Origin of the sequence: uncultured Agitococcus sp. (assembly GCF_937920075.1) — a bacterium.
In the GTDB taxonomy this organism is placed as follows: domain Bacteria; phylum Pseudomonadota; class Gammaproteobacteria; order Pseudomonadales; family Moraxellaceae; genus Agitococcus.
Genome location: NZ_CALETI010000319.1, coordinates 1 through 3,597, shown reverse-complemented (window position 1 = coordinate 3,597; position 3,597 = coordinate 1). Strand labels below are relative to the sequence as shown.

3 protein-coding genes and 1 pseudogene are annotated in these 3,597 nt (G+C 43.1%); all 4 read right to left on the bottom strand.

The annotated features are described in order from the left end of the window. Nucleotides 1-837: pseudogene (locus Q0212_RS11135) on the bottom strand (hypothetical protein); the annotation flags it as partial. Between the two features lie 3 nt (nt 838-840). Beyond that, on the bottom strand, nt 841-2,094 hold the full coding sequence (gene folC, locus Q0212_RS11130) for a bifunctional tetrahydrofolate synthase/dihydrofolate synthase (RefSeq protein ID WP_297925450.1): 1,254 nt from the start codon (nt 2,092-2,094) through the stop codon (nt 841-843). A gap of 19 nt (nt 2,095-2,113) precedes the next feature. Further along, the gene (gene accD / locus Q0212_RS11125; protein ID WP_297925448.1) at nt 2,114-2,971 is read right to left on the bottom strand and encodes an acetyl-CoA carboxylase, carboxyltransferase subunit beta; all 858 of its coding nucleotides are present in this window, start codon (nt 2,969-2,971) and stop codon (nt 2,114-2,116) included. 77 nt (nt 2,972-3,048) lie between these two features. Next, nucleotides 3,049-3,477, bottom strand: coding sequence for a tryptophan synthase subunit alpha (gene trpA / locus Q0212_RS11120; protein ID WP_297925452.1), 429 nt, complete (start codon nt 3,475-3,477; stop codon nt 3,049-3,051). Nucleotides 3,478-3,597: the final 120 nt, after the last annotated feature.

Sequence of the window (3,597 nt, the reverse complement as noted above, 5' to 3'; positions counted from 1 at the left end):
TCGTACGGCCATGACGGCGCGCACGTCACCGGCACGCTGCAGTTCGTCGAGTTCGCGCTCGGGAATTTTTTCCTCTATTTTATTATTAGATATATTAGAGTTATTAGAGGTATTAGATAGGAACGTTCGTTCCGAACGTTCATTTACATCTACAGTCTCATTAGATTCTTTATTTTCTTCTTCTTTCTTCTTAGCGTCCAATTGCACTTTTTCTGCACCTACTCTTTCGGCTTTTGCTAGTTCGTCGGCTTTCTGTTTGGCTGCTTTATCGGCCACTAATTTAGCCGCCTCTTGCTGCGCTTGAGTATTAGTTGCCGATAACATAGCTAAAGCCTTTTCGGCTTCTAAACGTTTAGCAGCAGCGGTTTCTTCAGCTTGTTTTAAAGCTTCTTGATTAGTGGCATCGGTTTGGGCTTTAATTAAATCACGTTCTAATTTATCTGCTTCGGCTTTTTGTTGATGCGCTAGTTCGGGTGTAATTTCTTCTGTAGCAGCCAATAATTCGGCAGCACGTTGTTTGGCCGCTAAATCATCGGCAATTTGTTGTGGTGTTTTACCCTCAGCCACCATTTTTTCTGGGTCACTGGGTTTGCTTAACGAGTAGAATGGCGTATCTTGGCCTTGATTTTGGCTAATGTCGTCTTCAGCTTCTAATTGCTGTTGATTCAAATTGGGTGTAGCTTGCTCAACGGTTGCCACAGGCGGCTTAGCTGGCATTGGCTCCAAACGCCCCAATAGCTTAGCACCTGAACCATCTAACATTAAGGGAAGCAATACGGCAGCACCTGCGACTAAGACGATGCCACCTAAAAGGCGTTGTTTAACTGCTGTATCCATAATTTATTGTGTCTGTAACCATTGCTTTGCGGCAGCAACAGTATAAAAAGAGCCAAAAACTAAGATTCTATCACCCGCTTGCGCTGTTTGACAGGCGGCGCGCATGGCTGCGGCTACGGTTTGATATTTTCCACCGATGTACATTCCGTTATTTTGTAATAGCGGCGCGATTTGTTCGGCCGTTGTGCCACGAGTACCATCCAAACCCGCAACAAACCATACATCTACTCGTCCCAAACAAGCGGCTAATGTGCCTGCAATATCCTTGTCAGCCAACATGGCAAATACAGCTAAAGTTCTGCCTTGCATAGTCGCTAATTGTTGCATAAAAAAGCTTGCACCGTGTGGGTTATGTGCCACATCTGCAATAATTTCGATGTTTTTATAGTGTAAACGCTCTGCTCGCCCTGCTAACTTTGCCTGACTGATGCCTATTTTAAGAGCTTGCTCACTGACTGACAAAGAAACATATTGTATTGCTGCTAAAGCAGTTGCAACATTGTCTAGGGCTAAGCATGGTTTAGGCAAATCTGTTAATGTGAGTTTCTCACCCCAAAAAGACCACGTTTGACCTTGCTGCTCAAAACTAAAATCATCATGTTTGATATGTAGTTTTGCACCAATTTGTTGAGCATGATCGACTAAGGGTTGAGGGGGATTTGTTTCGCCATAAATAGCAGGTCGATGAGTGCGAAAAATCCCCGCTTTTTCAAAACTAATCGCTTCTCGCGTATCACCCAACCAATCGGTATGATCAAGACCAATACTGGTGACTACAGCTACGTCAGCATCAATAATATTTACGGCATCTAAACGACCACCCAAACCGACTTCTAAAACAGCAATATCTAATTTAGCGTGTTTAAAAATCCAAAACGCCGCTAAAGTGGTAAATTCAAAATAAGTTAACGATATATTGGACTGTGCGCGAGCAGCTTCTACGGCATTAAAGGCCTGAATCAACAACTCATCACTAACTGGCTGGTTATTAATGGCAATTCGTTCATTAAAATCAATAATATGGGGCGAAGTATAAGTCCCTACTTTATAGCCTGCTGCACAATAAATTGCAGTCAATGTGGCAACGGTTGAGCCTTTGCCATTTGTGCCACCCACAGTAATAACAGAGCAATTTAGCGTTAATAAATCGGCAGTTTGGGCAACTGCTTGCACACGTGCCAAGCCCATATCAATAGCTTTATGATGCTGATTTTCGAGATGATGCAGCCATTGGCTAAGCGTAGATAGCTCGGTCATAGTTTAATCAATAGAATAGTTACAAAGGGCGGCGGGTTAATTTGGCTAAAACACGATATAAAGTATCGCGCATTTCATGGCGATGGACAATCATATCGACCATACCATGTGCTAATAAAAACTCTGAACGCTGAAAACCTTCGGGTAATACTTGGCGAACTGTTTGTTCAATAACACGGGGCCCTGCAAAACCAATCACCGCATAAGGCTCGGCAACATTAACATCTCCCAACATCGCTAAACTGGCTGATACACCACCAAAGACTGGATCCACCAATACTGAAATATAAGGAATCCCCTGTAATTTCATTTGCTCAATAATCGCGGATGTACGTGCCATTTGCATCAGTGAAAACAAGGCTTCCTGCATTCGCGCACCACCTGAGGTGGCAAAACACACTAAGGGAATACGCTCACGCAAACACATTTCTGCGGCTTTAATAAACCGTGCGCCAACCACTGCCCCCATTGAGCCGCCCATAAAGGAAAACTCAAAAGCGGCAACGACAACAGGCATATCATTGACCGTACCTTTAACCACAATTAAAGCATCTGTTTCGTTAGTGTCTTTTTGAGCATCGGTTAAACGGTCGACATAACGCTTGCTATCTTTAAAATTTAAACGATCTTCGGGCTGCAACTCCATACCAATTTCTTCACGGCCTTCGGGGTCTAAAAACATATCAATCCGTTGGCGTGCGCCAATACGCAAGTGATGGTCACACTTAGGACAAACGTGTAAATTGCGCTCAACTTCGGCTTGATACAGTACGCCATCACACTTGGGACATTTTTTCCATATGCCTTCAGGAACAGACATTTTGCGTTCTTCGGTATTTTTACCTGCATTGGGCAAAATTTTTCCTAACCAGCTCATAGAAAAACTCTCTTTAAATTAATTTATGCAATTAGCTCGCCCTCAGCCCGCCCCTCTCCCACAGGGAGAGGGAGGCGTTAGGCATCCATTGCCTGACGCATTTCGCTCATTATAGCTTGTAATTGCGCTGGAATAAGTTCTGGTGTTTGCTGTAATTCAGCAATACGATTAACCAATACTGAACCTACAACAACGCCATTGGCACAACGCGCAACAGCGGCTGCCGATTGTGCGTCTTTAATACCAAAACCCACCCCGATCGGTAATTGGCTAAATTGACGAATTGTTGCAATCCGCTCTTTAACCGAATCAATATCTAAAGCATTAGAGCCAGTTACACCCTTTAACGATACATAATAGACATAACCACTGGCTGCCGCAGTAATACTAGCAATACGATCATCAGTGGTAGTTGGTGCTAATAAAAAAATTGGGTCTAGTTGATGCGCTTTTAAAGAAGCCACTAAACATTCACTTTCTTCGGGTGGCAAATCTACTGTTAAAATGCCAAAATCGATGCAGTAAGTTATATGTTCATACTGGAATCCATTATCAGTATCACAATGTAATATAAACCTGTTAAAAGGTTATCAGTTAGGCACATCAAATATCGCATGGATTTTACC